This window comes from Priestia sp. SB1, from assembly GCF_038898415.1.
Map to the genome: position 1 here is coordinate 635,036 of NZ_JBBJSS010000003.1, position 14,987 is coordinate 650,022.

Here is a 14,987-nt window from a genome sequence, read left to right on the forward strand (position 1 = left end):
CCTTTAGCATCGTTATTGAGTGATTTCCCATCTTTTTTTATATTTAAACAATTGAATTCGTTAAAAATAAAAAACATGACTAAAGGCCACCTTTTATATCTCACTAGTCAAGAATAACTATATAGTAAAAAAAGCTAAATTTTTTAATGGGAAGATACAAGCCAGATTTTTGTAAAAGGATTGTCAGCACCGGTATAATAAGAAGTACTGTAAAAGAAATTTTATACTATTGGTCATAGGGGTGAAACAATTGAGCCAGCTTAATAAGGAATTTAATTGTGAAAAAGAATTAACGCTTGCTATTATCGGCGGAAAATGGAAGATGCTGATACTATGGCACTTAGGACGTGAAGGAACCAAACGGTTCGGGGAACTAAAATCGCTTATTCCTGATATTACGCCGCGCATGCTGGTTAACCAGCTGCGGGAACTGGAAGAAGATCTAATTGTTAACCGTAAAGTTTATCCTGTCGTACCACCTAAAGTCGAATACTCACTTACAAAAGAAGGAGAAAGTTTAATGCCTATTTTAACAGCCATGTACGATTGGGGTAAAAATTACCGTGATACAGTGCTGGTCAATCAAGAACAAAAGGCAGAAACGTTAATTAAATGATGGAAACGAATCCTTCTATTCCATAGTTTTTATTTTTTTATGCGGATGATATTACTCAATATCATCCGCATTTTTAATGAAAATTAAGCGGTTACAAGACTGATATGTCCATTAGTATACTTCTGTATACTATCATTCCCCACACTATTTGTGGGAAAAGTGCGTACTTTTAAGAACCTCAAACTGCGGGTACAATAACTACACCAGCTGCTTTTTATGTAAAAAGGCACAAAAGGTATCTATAGATTTCTGTAAGGAGTGGAGTAGAATGGAATTACAATTAGCATTAGATCTTGTTAATATTTCTCAAGCAAAAGAGGTAGTAAAAGAAGTTGAAGAACATATTGATATCGTGGAAATCGGTACACCTGTTGTAATCAATGAAGGGCTTCGCGCCGTTAAAGAAATTAAAGAAGCATTTCCTAATTTAAAAGTATTAGCTGACCTAAAAATCATGGATGCAGCTGGTTATGAAGTACAGCAAGCTTCTCAAGCTGGAGCAGACATCATTACCATCTTAGGTGTGGCTGAAGATATGTCAATTAAAGGTGCAGTTGAAGAAGCGAAAAAACAAGGTAAAAAAATTCTAGTCGATATGATTGGTGTAAAAGATATTAAAGGACGCGCAAAAGAGCTAGACGAATTTGGCGTTGACTATATCTGCGTACACACAGGATACGATCTTCAAGCAGTTGGTCAAAACTCTTTTGAAGATTTAGTAACAATCAAAAGCGTTGTAAAAAATGCAAAAACAGCCGTTGCTGGCGGCATTAAATTAGAATCTTTACCTGAAGTAGTAAAAGCACAGCCTGATCTTGTTATCGTTGGCGGAGGCATCACGAGCCAAGATGATAAAAAATCAGTTGCTTCTCAAATGAAAGAGCTTATTACAAATTAAGGAGCTTTCTATGCAGACGAGCGAACATTTAAAAACGGTTACGAATGAGCTTTTACAAACAACAGCTCTAATCGCTGACGATGAAGCTGAACAGCTTGTAAATGGCATCATCTCATCTAAAAAAGTGTTTGTCACAGGAGCAGGCCGTTCAGGTCTTATGGGCAAGTCGTTTGCTATGCGTATGATGCATATGGGCATTGATGCTTATGTCATTGGAGAAACCGTGACGTCCACTTTCACGCAGGATGATTTATTAATCATCGGATCAGGTTCTGGCGAAACGAAGAGCTTGATTCCTATTGCTCAAAAAGCAAAAGAACTTGGAGGAAAAGTTGGAGTAGTCACGATTTCCCCCGATTCCACGCTTGGCAAGCTGGCTGACTTCATCGTGAAGCTGCCCGGCGCTCCGAAGGATCAAGAACAAAGCAGTTATCAAACCGTACAGCCTATGGCGTCACTGTTTGAACAAACGCTTCTTCTTTTTTACGATGCGCTGATTCTTCGCTTCATGGAGAAGAAAGAACTTGATACTCATACGATGTACGGAAAGCATGCAAATTTAGAGTAGAAAAAGGTCTTGCCTAGGCAAGACCTTTTTTGTTTTGGAACTTTCTATATAACCAAATATTCACTTATCAGATAACTAAATGTACTTTATCATTATTTATTTTTTCAAAAGCCCTATTCGAATTTTGCTGCATCTCCATAAAACGGCTGCTCTGCAACTTTAATCGAGTCTGTTGGACACCCTTCGTACGCTTCCATCATCTCATCTTGCTGATGTTCAGGAACTTCTTTTGTTCCTTCGTTGTTATCTAATACGGCATAAGCAAGACCTTCTGAATCATAATCATAAAGATCTGGCGCACTCCCTCCACATGCTCCGCAAGCAATACATGTTTCCTTCTCTACTATCGTAAAAGCCATAAAAAAACCTCCTTGACCTTTTCACTTTCTCTTTCAGAAAGTTACGTTCAGTATAAGGAGTTTTTTTTAAATTCGTCTTAAATTATTTACTGAGATTCCCCAATATTCTCAAACATCTCATCTACATTTGGCTTTTTCTTAATTAACCCTGACTCTTTTAACCAGTTAACATTTGATTGCCATGATTCTTTCGTTTGACTGCCGAATCCTTGTTCAGACTTCATTTTTGGAAGTAAGATATTCAAACTTTTTGTTTCCACATCTTTTTCAAGCGGGAAGTTTGATTTATCTTGATTATCTAACAAAATTTGAAGTGATTCTTTTGGATGTTTCTCCGTGTATTCATACCCTTTTGTCGCGGCACGCCAAAACGCTTTAATCGTATCAGAATCTTTTGCCCACGTTTGATCCCCTGTAACGGCCACTAGCTCGTAATAAGATGGTACGCCGTAATCTGACGGATCAATGTCAACCGTTTTGTATCCTTTTTTGTGAAGCAATGGTACTTCGTGGTTAATATACGCACCTATTACAGCATCTACTTTTTTGCTAATCAGCGATGAATTTAACTCAAACCCTACGTCTACTAGTTTTACTTTATTCGGATCTCCTCCATCGCTTTTCACCATTTTCTTTAGAACAGATTCACTTAATGGTGTTCCGCTGTATCCTACTACTTTTCCTTCTAAATCTTTAGGACGCTTAATACCGCTATCTTTCAATGCCACAACCCGGTTTAGCGGAGATCTTACAATCGCTCCTACCGACTTTACCGGCACATCTTCATTTGCTCGTGCCATTGCTACATCAGGCTGATAGTAAAGGCCGAGCGTGACTTTCCCTGCAGCTGCTAAATTAAGCGAGTCTGTTGGATTAGCAGGAAATTGTACTTTTACATTCAGCCCTTCTTTTTTGAAATATCCTTTTTCTTGTGCAGCGTAAATGAAGCTGTGCACTGCATTTGGATACCAATCAAGCATAATTGTAACGTCTTTTAATTTTTTACTGTCACCAGCTTTATTTTCCTTGTCCTGACCGCAAGCAGCGAGCATCAAAACAAGCAGCAGGCTTAAGCTAATCGCAAACCATTTTTTCATTCTGTTTTCCTCCACTTTAATGAACGTTTTTCGAAACCTACTACAATAATAAAAAATAAAATACCAAGCGCGGATAAAATCACAATTGGTGCAAATACACCAGCTGCATCAAACTGTGTCATCATGCGACGACTGAAATATCCTAAGCCTGCTTGCGCACCCAACCATTCCCCAATGGCAGCACCTATTATACTAAAGGTAACCGCTACTTTGAGTCCCGAATAAAAATGAGGCAGTGCAGAAGGAATGTTCAACTTAAAGAAAATATCTTTTTTTGTTGCTCCCATCGTTAACATGAGTTCTTTTAACTCTTTGTTTGTAGAACGAAGCCCGTCAAATGTGCTAACGGTAATGGGAAAAAACGTAATTAATACGGTCACAATCACTTTGCTCCAAATGGAGTAGCCAAACCACAGCACAAATACAGGAGCAATGGCAATGGTCGGAATCATTTGTGACGCAATAATAAGCGGATAAAAAGCACGCTCAATAAGCGGACTCCAATTCATCCACACAGCCAGCAGAACCCCTAGCACAACGGATATTACAAGCCCAATTACGACAATAGATAACGTAGCTGGTAAATGCTTAAACAATAAATCCATTCGCAGCTCCCAAAGCTTCGTTAAAATACCGCTGGGCGTTGGTAAAATAAACGGATAGTTTACAATGCGTGCTCCAATTTCCCAAGCAGCCAGCAAAATGACTACTAAAATCACTGAAGCCCCGTACTTTTTCATGTGTTCACCTTCGATCTTAGCTGTTCAATTAAATAATCTTTCACATCAAGCACTCGCTGTTGATTCAGATCTTTTTGCGTTCGAGGTCTGCTAAGCGGCACTTGAATTTCTTCAAGACAACTTACTGGCTTGTCTGAAAAGATAAAAATGCGATCTGATAAAAAAAGCGCTTCATTGACGTCATGAGTGATAAATAAGATGCTATGCTTACGCTTTTGCCATTGGTCAAGCAGCCATTCCTGCATCGATAAACGTGTGATTGCATCAAGTGCACTAAAAGGCTCATCTAAAAGCAGCACGTTAGAACCGCTTAATACCGTCCGAAGAAAAGAAACGCGCTGCTTCATCCCTCCGGATAAATCACTTGGAAAACGGTTTTCATACCCTTTTAGGCCAAACTCTTCAAGCAGCTGAGACACTTGCTTATGAGCACTTGCTTTTGATACATTGTGAAGCTCAAGAGGCAGTGCTGCATTGTCTAGAATCGTACGCCACGGAAGCAGCAAATCTTGCTGCGGCATATAGCCTACTTTTCCTAGTCGCTTTTCATAAGACTTTCCGTTAATCACGATATCGCCTTCACTCTGCTGTTCAAGACCTGTAATAAGACGAAACAACGTACTTTTCCCAGAGCCGCTCGCTCCAACGATACTGACAAACTCGCCTTCTTTCACGTCTAAGTTTAATGATTTTAAAATCGCTTGATCACCGTTCTTGTACGTAAAACTGACGTTTTGAAAAGATAACACAGACCTATTCATGAATTGGCCACATCGCTTCGTTATAAGCCATATCCCAGAACATATACTCAAAACGCGTCGTATTCAAGAAAATTTCTTCAAGCTTTTCTAATTCCACTTCTGATTTATCTTCAGTAAGTGAGTCAAATAAATTGATACACCATGTCGCCAGTTCTCCAAATTCTTCTGAGCTGTACATTTCAATCCACTCACGGTAAAACTCATTGTTAGCTCCAGGCTTTTCACTAAGTTCTTTTCCTATTTCCCAGTAGCTCCACATACAAGGCAAAAGAGCGGCTACTAATTCAGCTAATGTTCCACTTTGACCAACGTGCAGCATATAGTGCGTGTATGCAAGCGTTGTAGGAGATGGCTGCGCTTTTTCTAATTCTTTTTCGCTGATTTCAAATCTCTTGGCATACTCACGGTGCAGACTCATTTCTTCGTTTAATGTAGAGTCTAAAAGGGCTGCAAATTTCCCCATCGTTTGAAGATCGGTAGCTTTCATGGCTCCAATCGCAAATAATTTGGCATAATCAATTAGGTAAAGGTAATCTTGAATCATGTAGAAGCGAAACTTCTCCTTTTCAAGCGTTCCATCTCCCATCCCCTGTACGAAGGGATGATTATGATTTTGACGCCAAATAGGCTGCAGCTTTTCGTATAATCGTTCACTAAATTTCATGATGATCACTCCTTATGCGTATGCAGCCACGTATAAATGAACTGCACTATCACTTTTGTATATTGAACAAGCTGATTAATATCTAATTGTTCGTTCACAGCATGTGCATTTGCTAAATTTCCCGGACCGTAAATAGCGGCGGGAATTCCCGCATCAGCTAGCCATCCCCCGTCTGTTACGCTAGTTGACACATCAATTGGAGGCTTTTTCCCTTCCATTTGTTCATGAGTATTTGCAAGCAGCTGCACTCCTGCATGATTTTCATCAATTTCTAATGACGGAAAGATTTCTCCTCTGTCTTCAATCATTGATGTGCCTCCCCATTCAAAGGTTGGCAGATTATCTTTTAACCATGGATCTGCTTTTGCAATAGCTATAATATATTCTTCCACTTCTTTTGATACTTGGTCGTACGATTCATTAGGATAATAGTGAACGGTGATCCACAGCCTGCATTCATCTGCAATAAAAGCAGCATGTCTTCCGCCTTCGATTACTGCTGGATTAATCGTATTTGTCCCTGGCAAAAATCCTGGATAGCTCTTTGTAACAGCCCAGTGACGCTCCAATTCTTGTAGCCCTCCGATCACTTTTGCCATCTTTTCAATAGCGCTTGCGGCTAACAGCCCTCCTCCAGCATGAATCATACTTCGGCGTGTACCGTCATGATAGGTTTTACTGCTTTTTATCGTAATCCATCCCGTGATCACTCCGCCTTGACCTTGAATATGTAAATCACTTGTATCGACTACAAGCGCAAAATCAGCTGTATACCCTTTCTGACAGCATTGCAGCGTACCTGCCTCTCCTACTTCTTCTCCTACAACGGATTCAAAAATCAAGTCTCCTGGCAGCTCGATTCCTGTTTCTGTTAAAAGCTGAACTGCAAATAATGCTCCCGCCAAACCGCCTTTCATATCAGCAACTCCGCGTCCAATTATCATATTGTCTTTCACAACAGCTTCAAACGGATTGGTTTCCCAATTTTCATTTTCTTGTACCTCAGCAACATCCATATGGCCGTTAATAATCAAGCTTTGATAGTCAGCCGATTTTTGTCCTTTTAACGTTCCCACTACGATAGGGTCGTTAGAATATAAGTCCCACATATCAATGGAAAAACCGCAGTTTTTAAGAAAATCCGCTACGTACAGCTGCGCTTCATGAGAATTTCGTGCAGGAGGCGCTGGCGTTTTATACGAAACAAGCGTTGTTAATAACTGGATTAACTCTCCTTTGCGCTCCTCTACCTGTTTGACAAGCAAATCAATTGTTTCTTTCATGTATGACACCTTCCTTTACGCATAAAAAAACACTTCTTTCGCAGGAAAGAAGTGTTTTTGTTTATGTACACAAAATTATTATAACGAGTTCGTAAGGAAATCCCATACAAAACATCCATTACAATACCTCTTTCCTACGCTAGTATTACCTAGTTCAGGTTATAAGGGTTAAGACTTATCGTCTCTCTCAGCTTCGAAAGCACCCCTAGTGGTGTTGTATCTCTATGAAATTAATCTATTATCATATGTTTACCTGTAATAGTTTTATCATAGTAAAGCGTTTTATTCAATAGAAAGGTTCATGATATGGTAATGAAAATAGTTTCCTTTTTAGTAGTAAAAGAAAAAGCACACACCTTTTTCATGCAGTGTGTGCTCTTTGTTTTTGTGACATTACTAGTTAGCTATTGGCTTCTTTAAAAATACACCGTTTTTTCCTTCAGACAGTAATAAGCTCAAGCTTTTGCCCCGGTCTCACTAATGAAAGCAGCTCGTGATCTTCTTCTATTACATACCCAATCACATTCACATTAGCATTTGCAGACAAATTCCTTTTAGCTATTTGAACCTCTCCTCTATAACGTCCGTAGCCATCATTGTCCATTGTAATTGCTCCGATTCTGCGTTCTACTGTATGAAATGGCAGCACTGGTTTTACAGATCGTGTATCAACCAATCGCAGAACGTCTCTTGATACATCCGGACGCACGCTGTACGTTCCCTGTATATGAGGTGAACGAATGCGTAGCGGAATAATGCGGTTTTCTTGATATTGAACTAAACGTTTTAATAAATTTGAACTGGCGTATGGATCTCCAATATAAACCTCCGTTACTCCGCATCCGTATAAATCTACTGCAGAGGTAAAAGGACATTTATTACGGTCTTTTTCTCTAGTAGGAAGTCCTTGATAAATAGGTCCTCTCTTTTCGCCTTCTCCAGGAATATAAGCACAAACTGGAATACGAAGTTCATTAAATAAATCTGTCTGCTGTTGAAAAAACGTTTCTTCAAGCCCTGTTTCAGGCCGCGGATAAAAATTATGCCAAGCAAGCAGCTGATGATGATGAAGACCTGCAGATAATAGCGCTTCTATTTCTAGTTTTGACACTGTACTTGCATTAAGGGCAATATAAAACTCATCCGCAAGTAAAATCGTTTCTTCTACGCTAAAGCCATCGTCTAGTCTAATACCTGATACGCCAAGTGAAGATAGAGTCATAAGGCTTTCGATACCTAAATGAACCGGTGTATGCTTAGATACATCTGCATACACGCTTATTCCACAATCTCTAGCCACATGAAGCAATTCTTTTGCCCGTTCAGCCAAATCTCCTTTTTCCTCTGGAATGTGAAGTGAAGTGAATGCGCGTGTAACGCCGCATTCACTCGCTTCTACTAATCTTTGTTTGGCATCTCTATCGTTCAAATAAAATGAAATGCCAATCATTCAAACTCCCTCGCCATTTCATCGTTAAATCCAAAGAAATAGGTACAAATAAAGCCTGCTGCGTAAGCAATAACTAATCCAAGTAAATAAAGAAGAATTTGATGCGCATGAACTAAAAACGTAAGCGGCAAACCCGATACTCCCACTGCTACAGTTGCAATATGGAAGTGCGCCTGAAACGCTCCGCCGATTCCAGCTCCAAGACAAGCGGTTAAAAATGGACGCCCTAAAGGAAGTGTGACTCCAAAAATAAGCGGCTCTCCGATTCCCAGCAGCCCTGAAGGAAGTGCGCCTCCAATTGCTCGCTTTAAGCGTTTTTTCTTTGTTTTGATATAAATAGCAAAAGCTGCACCAACCTGACCGGCTCCGCCCATTGCTAGTATAGGAAGAAGCGGATCATCTCCAATCGAATTAATAAGCTCTAAATGGACCGGAGTAAGACCTTGATGCAGTCCTGTAATAACGAGCGGCAAAAACGTTGCCCCTAAAACAAAGCCTGCTACAACTCCTCCAACCTCTAAAACTCCTAAAAGACCTTTTGTGATTCCATCTGAAATGAAGCCGCCAATTGGCATGAATACCACATACGTAATAATTCCTGTAATTAACACCGTAACGGTTGGTGTAATAATAATATCCAGTGACTGTGGGACAAATTTACGTACTCGTTTTTCTAACACGGCCATAAAGATTGCTGCAAGCAGCACTCCTATTAAGCCCCCACGCCCCGGCAAAAGTGCTTCACCAAAAAGTTTAATATCAGCTACGGCAGGATTAATGACTAAAATGCCCGCTAAGCCTCCTAGAGCTGGCGAACCACCAAATTCTTTTGCTGCATTAATACCTACTAAAATACCAAGATAGGCAAATAAACCGCTTCCGATAACGGTTAAAAGAATAGCAATCTGTGAATCTGCCGGAAGCCACTTCGCCTGCACAGCTGCTTTTGTCACTCCGGTAATAAGTCCAGATGCTACAAGAGCAGGTATCAACGGAATAAAAATACTTGCAATTCGGCGAAGCAACAGCTTAAACGGAGTTGCATTTTTTTCTTTCAGCTCCGATTTCCGCTGTGCTGCACGATCTTCTAAGTTAATACCGCCGGATTCATCAATTAACTTTCCAAATTCTTCTGTTACTTTGTTCACTTTGCCCGGCCCAATAATGATTTGCAGCGTTTCTTCTTCCACTAATCCGAGCACGCCTTCAAGTTTTCGTATATCTGCCTTTTTAACAATTGAATCATCTTTTATAGTCACACGCAGCCGCGTCATGCAATGCGTATACGCTTCAATATTGGATGCTCCCCCAAGCATCTCCAAAACAGCCTTTGCTAATTGATGATTATCTAAAGACATGTTAATCCCCCCTTGTATTTTCCTCTTAGATGGATACGCCACTGAGGAAACAGACCACAAAACCCCCTTTTTGTAATCGTTTTCTTTTTTTATTTCTTATCTTTCAAAAACTGAATGGCATCTCTTGTTTTGTCAATATACTCAATCGTCTGGTCGTACTGCTGCGCTGCAATACTTAAAAATAAAACATCAATCACATAAAGCTGGGCTAAACGAGACGATGTTGCTGCGCTTCGAAACGGCGCTTCTTGAGAATAAGACGTATACAAACAAATATCTGCTAAAGACGAAACGGTAGACTGTCCGTACTTAGTTAAGCTAATCGTCTTTACTCCGCGATTTTTAGCTAAAGATAAGACGTTGCTTACTTCAGGAGTCTCTCCTGAAAAAGAAATACCCACAACTACATCGTCTTTACTTGCATTTGCGATGAGTGTAGCTGCTAAATGGCTATCCGCAAAAGCCGTCGCATTTTTATTAATTCGAAGAAATTTTTGCTGCGCATCTATAGCAATAATATGTGAAGCACCAATTCCGAAAAAATGAATGTTTTTTGCTCCAATCAGCGCCAAAACAGCCCGCTCTACTTCTTTATAATTCACAAGCTCAGCCGTATCACTTAGACTTTGAATGCTGTTGCTTGCCGTTTTTTTGACAATAGATTGAATTGTTTCATTTGTTTCAATATCACGGTATCCTTGTTCTGTATCTTTAGCTAAATCACCGGCTACTCTAACCTTTAATTCTTGAAAGCCGCTAACCCCGATAGATTTACACAAACGAATAACAGCAGCACTGCTCGCATTCGCTAGTCTTCCTAGTTCCCCAGCCGTACTGTTTACCACAGTATGCGGGTTGTTTAAAATATATTCAGCAATTTTCCGCTCCGAATCTGGAAGCTTAGCCACCGTATTTTTAATCATTGTTAATCCGCCTGTTGACATCGTTTCTCTCCTTACATACGTAATATTTAATCTCTCTTCTTACATAACCGTCCGCATTATTCAGTAATATCTTCGCGGTGTCATAATTTTCGTTTGTTTTGAACATAACCACTGCTGTTTTTATCTCATTATTTGCTTCTTCGAGCGTTTGACTTGCCTGACCATAAAAAACACCAGTAATTTCACAAATAATACCTATCATTAAGTTTTCATAGACTTTTCCTATTTTAATCATAGCCGCGGTGGAAATCATGTTGAGAATCATTTTGTGAGTGCTTGCTGCTTTTAACCTTGTGGAACCCGTTAGCACTTCTGGACCTACTACCAACTCAATACTATGGTCCGCTGCTTTTCCAATAAGAGAACTACCATTTATTCATTACGTTTAAAATTTCTTTTTTACTAGACGCATCTATCTTCATTGTCTACTCGTTTTGAGACTCTGTGGTTAACAACGTAAGCTGTTCATTCACCTTTTTAGCTCCTTTTTAATCTTGTAGTAAAGTTATGGTTATTATAATCTCTTTAAAATATAATTTCAATAATTTTATTTATTTTTAAAATTATGTTTTAAAAATAACATAAAAAAAGCCACGAATCCGTGACTTTTTTAACAACCTTCATAACTTATTTTTTGTTAGCGCTTTCATTTCAATCTCTTATAATTCCATTACTTGTCCCTATCAGTACTTCTTTACCTTGTTGATTTCGATACACTGATTTGATTTTCACTTTTTGAAAACCATCTGCTTTTTCTACTTCAGTTAATATACATTCACAGGTAACTGTATCTCCTGCAAAAACTGGACGAAGAAATTCACTCACCATTTCTCTTGCAATGTAGTTTAAGTCTCCCCCTATCTTTGTCCCAATACTAGCAGTCATAAGCCCATGTACCATTAGCCGCCCTTTTTCGTCACGTTCTATATGATGTTTGCCCCGGTCTCCAGTCATCTCCGCAAACTGCATGATTTCTTCCTCTTGAAACGTTCTTTGCCACGTAAATGTATCTCCTGCTTTACATTCCATCTTATCCCTCCCCTTAAGGTTATGACTTTACTTTTTAACTATATCACAAAAATGAATGTTCATTCATTTTTACATCAAAAAAATAGCAGAATAAATATATCCTGCTATTTCTGACAAGTAGGACAGTAATAAAGCCTTCTAGAAGCAGCTTGGACTTTTAGAATAGGCGTGCCGTCAATTCGACAAGCTTCTCCTTCACGGTTAAAAACCCAGTGGCGGTATGCAGAGCGCTTTTGCCCTTTCTTTTTTAACGATTCAGCAAGCTTTACATCATTTGTAATGCCACCTGTTTTATAGGACTGTTTTACAAGAGAAATGGTTGCTTCAGCTGCCTTTTTAAGCTGTTCTTCCGTGCAGTCTATGGGACGAGCTGCAGGGTTAATTCCCGCTACAAATAGGATTTCACTGCGCAAGTAATTGCCAATCCCAGCTATAAAGCTTTGGTCTAGCAGCAGCGATGCCCACTTTCTACGATAAAATGGTTTAGAATAAAAACGGTCTAAAAGCTCACCTGCCGTTACTTCTTCACTTAAGATATCAGGACCAACCCTTGATACAAAAGGATGAGCTGGAACTTCTTCATCACGCAATACTTCAATATCAGAAGCGCTATAAAGCAGCGCTGATTTTTTTTCATTATGAATTGCAAGGCGCAGCTGTCTGTTTGTAGATGGATAATTGTAAGATGAACGAACATACCATTTTCCATAAAGCTGATTATGTGAGTAAATGGTATAGCCGTTGTCAAAACGAATAAGCATAGCTTTTCCTTTTGTATCTACTCTCTCAATACGAGCTCCTGTTAATACTTCTTCATAATGTTGCAAAGATGGAAAAGCAAACCATATCTCGCGAACAGGAAGACCGATAATCGCTTTTTCCACTTCGTCGGCTGCTCGTCTAATTTCTGGACCTTCTGGCATATAATGAAACTCCTTTCTTGCCTAACTTTCTTCATTTATTATTTCGGTTTTATTTCTGCTTTGCAAGAAAGAAGCGGCTGCGCCCTTCTTTTGCTAAAAGAACCTTTAAATTATGCATGACGTTTACTCTTATAGTAAAATGTTGATACCTTTTTTACTTTCTATAGTGTTTATCTTACTTCCTTTGACTTATACTAGTTGGTAACCTTTTAGAAACTTGTTAATTACTTAGCATGAGGAGTTTATTATGAATAATCAATCATTTTCTCCACTATCAGCCGCTGAGATGGCTGTTATTTGGAAGCAATATATGAACGATAAAGCGATTTCTTGTATGCTCAAACAATTTCTTTGTCATGTAGACGATTTAGAGATTCAAAAAGCGATTCAAGGTACACTGCATATCACAACAAAAAACAGTGATGCGCTCACTGCTATCTTTTTAAAAGAAAATATGCCAATCCCGCTTGGTTTCGGAGAAGAAGACCTTGACGCTGAAGCTCCAAAATTATTTTCGGATTCTTTTTATTTGCTTTATTTAAAGCATATTTCAAATGTCCTTCTGCTGTCAGCAACTACGGGCGTCGATGTTGCCGCAAGAAATGATGTACGATCTTTTTTTCGCAGCTTGCTGTTAAAAGCAGAAAAGCTTAACCAAACGATTACAGATTTGTTGTTAGAAAAACAAATTTTTATAGAACTGCCTCCCATTCCTATTGCAGATGCGTCTGATATGAACGATAAAGAACTCTTCTTAGGAAGCTATTTTGATGAAAAGCGGCCGTTAACCGTCATTGAAATTTCTCATATCGTGTCAAGCATACAGACGAACTTAATTGCAAAGGATTTAATTTTAGGGTTTGCTCAAACAGCTCCTTCTCAGGACATTCAGGCTTTTTTATTAAAGGGTAGAGAGCTTGTGCAGCAGCATATTGAATCCCTGTCACAACCGCTAATGGTAGAAAACATACCGGTCACAATGAAGTGGGATTACGGAGTAGAAAAGTCTTCTGTTCCCCCATTTTCAGAAAAACTCATGATGTTTCACCTAGCTGCGATGATTACTGAAAATGTACGTGGCTACGGGCTTGCGATGTCAACAAGCCCCCGTTTAGATCTCGCTTTAAACTATACAAACTTCACGACTGAAATTTTGGAATATGCCAAAGAAGTATCAAGAATAAGTATTGAACAAGGATGGCTAGAAGAGCCTCCGCATATTCCATTTCCCAAAATTCACTTGGAATAAAAATAAGCTCGCGCTAAAGCGCGAGCTTATTTTTTAGATTCTCTCCACAGTAAATAAAGAAAATACGGAGCGCCGATAATGCCAATGATTAATCCGGCCGGAATTTCAATCGGAGGAGCAATTCCTCGCCCAACCAAATCTGCCGCTAGTACAAACAAAGCTCCAAGTAAAGCGGCTGTAGGAATCAGTTGTTTATGTCTCGGTCCCACTAACCGTTTGGCCACATGAGGAATAATAAGCCCGACAAAGCCAATGGTACCAACAACCGATACAACGGCAGCTGTCATTGCCACTGCGCTTGCTAGTAATACTAGACGAATTAGCTCTACTCTAGCCCCTAGCCCTCGAGCCACTTCATCGCCTAAGTGAATTAAATCTAACCGAGCAGCTAACAGCCAAATCAGCGGTACTAGTATAACGACCCACGGAAGTAAACCAATCAATTGATCCCATGTTCTTCCCCATAAGCTGCCGCTCAGCCAAATGAGTGCTGCGTTTACGTTTGGATTTGCTTTTGAAATTAACAAGTGAATACCGGATGAACAAAAAGCGCTGACTGCTACACCTATTAACGCAAATCGAATAGGCTCTACTCCTTTTTTATAAGCAAGCAAATAGACGATTACAAAGACAAGCGAGCCTCCTGCAAACGCAGCGGCGGATAAAACAGATGGGCTTGCTAAAGGCAGTAAAATAGTGACTGCAACAGCTGCTAATCCTGATCCACTTGAAAGACCTAATGTATCTGGACTAGCCAGCGGATTTCTCATAATAGATTGTACGACGACTCCGGACACAGCTAGGCCGACTCCCGTTAAAATAGCCAGCAAAATACGAGGCAGGCGAAATTCTACCAAAATAGATGTCAAGTCAGGATCGCCAATGCCAATAAAAGACGTAATAATATCTAAAGGAGGTATGTTAATGTCTCCTAAGCTAAGGCTTATCACGCTCAGCGCTATAATTAAGACAGAAAGAATGATAAACAGGCCGACAGACTTGAATCGAGATGGCTGCTTTTTTGTTTTATTGACAGTCTGCATATATA

16 protein-coding genes, 1 pseudogene and 1 riboswitch are annotated in these 14,987 nt (G+C 39.6%); of the genes and pseudogenes, 4 read left to right on the top strand and 13 right to left on the bottom strand.

All coding sequences use genetic code 11. From position 1 onward, the window contains the following. Window positions 1–250 precede the first annotated feature (250 nt). The 3 genes from hxlR (at window position 251) to hxlB (ending at window position 2,082) form a co-directional block, all read left to right on the top strand. Window positions 251–616: a transcriptional activator HxlR gene (gene hxlR, locus WKH56_RS13750; RefSeq protein ID WP_028412158.1), complete on the top strand. Its 366-nt coding sequence runs from the start codon at window positions 251–253 to the stop codon at window positions 614–616. A 268-nt stretch (window positions 617–884) separates the two neighbouring features. Next, on the top strand, window positions 885–1,514 hold the full coding sequence (gene hxlA, locus WKH56_RS13755; RefSeq protein ID WP_013055599.1) for a 3-hexulose-6-phosphate synthase: 630 nt from the start codon (window positions 885–887) through the stop codon (window positions 1,512–1,514). A 10-nt stretch (window positions 1,515–1,524) separates the two neighbouring features. Continuing rightward, window positions 1,525–2,082, top strand: a complete 558-nt coding sequence (gene hxlB / locus WKH56_RS13760) for a 6-phospho-3-hexuloisomerase (RefSeq protein ID WP_342835926.1) — start codon at window positions 1,525–1,527, stop codon at window positions 2,080–2,082. A gap of 113 nt (window positions 2,083–2,195) precedes the next feature. On the opposite strand, the gene WKH56_RS13765 is transcribed toward hxlB, so the two are convergent. The 12 genes and pseudogenes from WKH56_RS13765 to nei all read right to left on the bottom strand — a co-directional run bounded on the left by WKH56_RS13765 (window position 2,196) and on the right by nei (window position 12,690). After that, a complete protein-coding gene (locus tag WKH56_RS13765; RefSeq protein ID WP_028412157.1) occupies window positions 2,196–2,441 on the bottom strand; it encodes a ferredoxin in 246 nt (81 codons plus the stop codon). Between the two features lie 86 nt (window positions 2,442–2,527). After that, a complete protein-coding gene (locus tag WKH56_RS13770; RefSeq protein ID WP_033578153.1) occupies window positions 2,528–3,538 on the bottom strand; it encodes an ABC transporter substrate-binding protein in 1,011 nt (336 codons plus the stop codon). Beyond that, window positions 3,535–4,278, bottom strand: a complete 744-nt coding sequence (locus WKH56_RS13775; protein WP_028412155.1) for an ABC transporter permease — start codon at window positions 4,276–4,278, stop codon at window positions 3,535–3,537. The genes WKH56_RS13770 and WKH56_RS13775 overlap by 4 nt, the downstream gene beginning before the upstream one ends. Beyond that, window positions 4,275–5,039 carry an ABC transporter ATP-binding protein gene (locus tag WKH56_RS13780; RefSeq protein ID WP_028412154.1) on the bottom strand — a complete coding sequence of 255 codons (765 nt, stop codon included), beginning with the start codon at window positions 5,037–5,039 and terminating at the stop codon, window positions 4,275–4,277. The genes WKH56_RS13775 and WKH56_RS13780 overlap by 4 nt, the downstream gene beginning before the upstream one ends. After that, window positions 5,032–5,703 (bottom strand): thiaminase II, encoded by a 672-nt coding sequence (gene tenA, locus WKH56_RS13785; protein ID WP_168760381.1) that lies wholly within the window; start codon window positions 5,701–5,703, stop codon window positions 5,032–5,034. The genes WKH56_RS13780 and tenA overlap by 8 nt, the downstream gene beginning before the upstream one ends. 5 nt (window positions 5,704–5,708) lie before the next feature. After that, entirely contained in the window at window positions 5,709–6,986 is a 1,278-nt protein-coding gene (locus WKH56_RS13790; protein ID WP_034269620.1) for an acetylornithine deacetylase, read from the bottom strand. Window positions 6,987–7,100: 114 nt separating this feature from the next. Further along, window positions 7,101–7,203, bottom strand: a riboswitch (TPP riboswitch). A 222-nt stretch (window positions 7,204–7,425) separates the two neighbouring features. Then, window positions 7,426–8,436, bottom strand: a complete 1,011-nt coding sequence (locus WKH56_RS13795) for a MupG family TIM beta-alpha barrel fold protein (RefSeq protein ID WP_047751584.1) — start codon at window positions 8,434–8,436, stop codon at window positions 7,426–7,428. Then, window positions 8,433–9,794, bottom strand: a complete 1,362-nt coding sequence (locus WKH56_RS13800) for a PTS transporter subunit EIIC (RefSeq protein WP_033578151.1) — start codon at window positions 9,792–9,794, stop codon at window positions 8,433–8,435. The genes WKH56_RS13795 and WKH56_RS13800 overlap by 4 nt, the downstream gene beginning before the upstream one ends. A gap of 89 nt (window positions 9,795–9,883) precedes the next feature. Then, a complete protein-coding gene (locus tag WKH56_RS13805; protein WP_033578150.1) occupies window positions 9,884–10,738 on the bottom strand; it encodes a MurR/RpiR family transcriptional regulator in 855 nt (284 codons plus the stop codon). Continuing rightward, window positions 10,710–11,111 (bottom strand): annotated as a pseudogene (locus tag WKH56_RS13810) (N-acetylmuramic acid 6-phosphate etherase family protein); the annotation flags it as partial. The pseudogene WKH56_RS13810 and the gene WKH56_RS13805, both read right to left, overlap by 29 nt. 278 nt (window positions 11,112–11,389) lie before the next feature. Then, on the bottom strand, window positions 11,390–11,767 hold the full coding sequence (locus WKH56_RS13815; protein WP_013055587.1) for an FAS1-like dehydratase domain-containing protein: 378 nt from the start codon (window positions 11,765–11,767) through the stop codon (window positions 11,390–11,392). 104 nt (window positions 11,768–11,871) lie between these two features. Continuing rightward, window positions 11,872–12,690 (bottom strand): endonuclease VIII, encoded by an 819-nt coding sequence (nei, locus tag WKH56_RS13820; protein WP_028412142.1) that lies wholly within the window; start codon window positions 12,688–12,690, stop codon window positions 11,872–11,874. A 247-nt stretch (window positions 12,691–12,937) separates the two neighbouring features. Between nei and WKH56_RS13825 the strand changes: the two genes are divergently transcribed. Continuing rightward, complete coding sequence (locus WKH56_RS13825; protein ID WP_033578148.1) at window positions 12,938–13,939, top strand: DUF3231 family protein; 1,002 nt, start codon at window positions 12,938–12,940, stop codon at window positions 13,937–13,939. A gap of 26 nt (window positions 13,940–13,965) precedes the next feature. Here the strand turns inward: WKH56_RS13825 and WKH56_RS13830 are convergent, their stop codons facing one another. Then, a complete protein-coding gene (locus WKH56_RS13830) occupies window positions 13,966–14,982 on the bottom strand; it encodes a FecCD family ABC transporter permease (protein WP_342835931.1) in 1,017 nt (338 codons plus the stop codon). Window positions 14,983–14,987: the final 5 nt, after the last annotated feature.

Excerpts from the sequence above, each read along its gene's own strand:
- hxlA (WP_013055599.1), top strand. The coding sequence starts at position 885 with ATGGAATTACAATTAGCATTAGATCTTGTTAATATTTCTCAAGCAAAA.
- hxlB (WP_342835926.1), top strand. The coding sequence starts at position 1,525 with ATGCAGACGAGCGAACATTTAAAAACGGTTACGAATGAGCTTTTACAA.
- WKH56_RS13765 (WP_028412157.1), bottom strand. The coding sequence starts at position 2,441 with ATGGCTTTTACGATAGTAGAGAAGGAAACATGTATTGCTTGCGGAGCA.
- WKH56_RS13770 (WP_033578153.1), bottom strand. The coding sequence starts at position 3,538 with ATGAAAAAATGGTTTGCGATTAGCTTAAGCCTGCTGCTTGTTTTGATG.
- WKH56_RS13775 (WP_028412155.1), bottom strand. The coding sequence starts at position 4,278 with ATGAAAAAGTACGGGGCTTCAGTGATTTTAGTAGTCATTTTGCTGGCT.
- WKH56_RS13780 (WP_028412154.1), bottom strand. The coding sequence starts at position 5,039 with ATGAATAGGTCTGTGTTATCTTTTCAAAACGTCAGTTTTACGTACAAG.
- tenA (WP_168760381.1), bottom strand. The coding sequence starts at position 5,703 with ATGAAATTTAGTGAACGATTATACGAAAAGCTGCAGCCTATTTGGCGT.
- WKH56_RS13790 (WP_034269620.1), bottom strand. The coding sequence starts at position 6,986 with ATGAAAGAAACAATTGATTTGCTTGTCAAACAGGTAGAGGAGCGCAAA.
- WKH56_RS13795 (WP_047751584.1), bottom strand. The coding sequence starts at position 8,436 with ATGATTGGCATTTCATTTTATTTGAACGATAGAGATGCCAAACAAAGA.
- WKH56_RS13800 (WP_033578151.1), bottom strand. The coding sequence starts at position 9,794 with ATGTCTTTAGATAATCATCAATTAGCAAAGGCTGTTTTGGAGATGCTT.
- WKH56_RS13805 (WP_033578150.1), bottom strand. The coding sequence starts at position 10,738 with ATGTCAACAGGCGGATTAACAATGATTAAAAATACGGTGGCTAAGCTT.
- WKH56_RS13815 (WP_013055587.1), bottom strand. The coding sequence starts at position 11,767 with ATGGAATGTAAAGCAGGAGATACATTTACGTGGCAAAGAACGTTTCAA.
- nei (WP_028412142.1), bottom strand. The coding sequence starts at position 12,690 with ATGCCAGAAGGTCCAGAAATTAGACGAGCAGCCGACGAAGTGGAAAAA.
- WKH56_RS13825 (WP_033578148.1), top strand. The coding sequence starts at position 12,938 with ATGAATAATCAATCATTTTCTCCACTATCAGCCGCTGAGATGGCTGTT.
- WKH56_RS13830 (WP_342835931.1), bottom strand. The coding sequence starts at position 14,982 with ATGCAGACTGTCAATAAAACAAAAAAGCAGCCATCTCGATTCAAGTCT.